The sequence below is a fragment of the Halorubrum sp. Eb13 genome, assembly GCF_002252895.1.
In the GTDB taxonomy this organism is placed as follows: Archaea; Halobacteriota; Halobacteria; order Halobacteriales; family Haloferacaceae; genus Halorubrum.
In genome coordinates this window covers 1-2,431 of sequence record NZ_NHPE01000091.1, presented here as the reverse complement: position 1 = coordinate 2,431, position 2,431 = coordinate 1, and the positions used below count along the sequence as shown (strand labels likewise).

General features: G+C 74.3%; 1 protein-coding gene. It reads right to left on the bottom strand.

The annotated features are described in order from the left end of the window. Window positions 1-2,369 (bottom strand): DNA mismatch repair protein MutS (gene mutS / locus DJ75_RS11540; protein ID WP_094524618.1); only part of this gene is annotated, 2,369 nt, incomplete at its 3' end. Window positions 2,370-2,431 lie beyond the last annotated feature (62 nt).

Genomic DNA, 2,431 nt, shown 5'->3' with positions numbered 1-2,431 from the left:
ACCTCCACTTCACCGCCCTCGCGGGTGGCGGTGAAGTGGAGGTTGAAGACGCGCTCGCACTCCTCGGCGAGATCGGTGAGCCCGTGGTAGTGCGTGGCGAAGAGCGCGGTGGCGCCCAGCTCGTCGTGGACGAACTCGGCGGCCGCGCGGGCGATGGCGCGCCCGTCCGTCGTCGCGGTGCCGCGGCCGACCTCGTCGAGGAGCACGAGCGAGGCGGGGCCGGCGTCGTGGAGGATCTCCGTCAGCTCGCTCATCTCGCGCATGAACGTCGACTGGCCGCCCGCGATGTCGTCCGAGGCGCCGACGCGGGTGAACAGCCGGTCGAAGACGGGCAGGGTGGCGGCCTGCGCGGGGACGAACGACCCGGTCTGCGCGAGCACGACCGCGAGCGCAACCGATCGCATGTACGTCGACTTCCCGCTCATGTTCGGGCCCGTGATCACGGCGACCGACCCGCGGGGAAGGTCGGCGTCGTTCGGGACGAACGACGCCTCCGCGCGCTCGACGACGGGGTGGCGGCCCCCCTCGATCTCGATCCCGGCGTCGGGGTCGTCGCGAACTTCCGGGCGGACGTAGTCGGCCTCGACCGCCACGGTCGCCAGCGAGCAGCACGCGTCGAGCTCGGCAAGCGCGTCGGCGAGGCCCTGGATCCGCTCCGTCTCAGCCGCGACGCGCTCGCGGACGTCGGCGAACAGCTCGTACTCGAGAGCGTCCGCGCGCTCGGCGGCGCCGACGATCTCCTCCTCGCGCTCCTTCAGCTCGGGCGTCACGTAGCGTTCGCTGTTCTTCAGCGTCTGCCGGCGGCGGTAGTCGTCGGGGACCCGGTCGAGGTTGGCGTCGGTCACCTCGATGTAGTAGCCGTGGACCTGGTTGTGGCCCACCGACAGCGAGTCGATCCCGGTGCGCTCGCGCTCGCTCGCCTCCAGGTCGGCGACCCACTCGCGCCCCTCGCGCTCGGTCGCGCGGAGCGCGTCGAGGTCGTCGTCGAACCCCTCGCGGATCACGCCGCCGTCGGTGATCTCGGGCGGGGGGTTGACCGCGATCGCCTCGTCGATCAGGTCGCGGACCGCGACCAGCTCGTCGAGGCGATCGCGGAGGCCGCGGAGGTGGTCGGTCCGCGGGCGCTCGGCGTCGCCGCCGGCGTCCTCACTTCCCGCCTTCGCGAGGAGCGACTTCAGCTCCGGGACGACCGCGAGCGTCGCGTGCAGCGAGCGCAGGTCGCGGGCGTCGGCCCGCCCCCGCGAGACGCGCCCGACGAGGCGCTCCAGGTCGTAGGCGGCCGCGAGCGCGTCGGCGACTCCCTCGCGGACCAGCGTGCGGTCGGCCAGTTCGCCGACCGCGTCGTGGCGGCTCCGGATCGCGTCGGCGTCGACGAGCGGGCGCCGGAGCCACCGCTCCAGACAGCGCCGGCCGAGCGCGCAGCTCGTCTCGTCGAGCGCGTCGAACAGGGTGTCGCTCGCGCCGAGCCCGCGGTTCTCGAACAGCTCCAGGCTGCGCTGGGCGGCGGCGTCGAGCCGCAGTCGGTCGCGGGGGTCGTACCGCCGGAGCCGCGTGACGTACGAGAGCTGCCCGTCGTCGCCCTGCGTGTACTCCGCGTACGCGAGGACGGCGCCGGCCGCCCGGAGCTCGGCGTCGCCCTCGAATCGCCGGTCGGGCGCCGGGAGGTACGGCTCCAGCCGCTCCGTCGCGGCGCGGCGCTCGAAGACGCCGGGGTCGTACTCGTGGACCGTCCAGCCGCGCTCGGCGTCCGCCGGCTCGAACGTCGGGGCGTCCGGCCCCGCGATCAGCTCGGCCGGCGCGATCCGGTCGAGCTCCCCGGCGACCGCGTCGCGGTCGCCCGACGTGACGAGGCATTCGCCCGTGGAGACGTCGACGGCGGCGAGGCCGACGCCGCCCCCCGCGTCCGCATCGGTCTCGCCGGCCGCCACCGCGGCGACGTAGTTCGTGGTGCCCGACTCCAGCAGGTCGTCCTCGACGACGGTCCCGGGCGTGATCACCTCCGTGACGGCGCGGTCGACGAGGCCGGACGCCTGCTCGGCGTCCTCGACCTGATCGCCGACGGCGACGCGGTAGCCGGCGTCGAGCAGCGATTCGAGGTAGGGGGCGGCGTTGTCGATGGGGATCCCCGCCATCGGGTAGTCGCCGGTCGAGTCGGAGCGCTCCGTGAGCGTCACCTCGCAGACCCGCGCGACGGCCTCGGCCGCCTCGCAGAACGCCTCGTAGAAGTCGCCGACCTGGAACAGCACCAGCGCGTCCTCGTGGGCGGCACACAGGTCCGCGTACTGCGAGAGCATCGGCGTGAGCTCCTCGCGGGCGTCGGCGACGCCCGGCGGGAGCCCCGTGGCGACCTCTCGGTCCGCAGTTGGCATACCGCGAGTCCGGGCGCCCGCGGGCATAAACGGTACGGAGGACGGCGGGCGCCGGCGCGGCG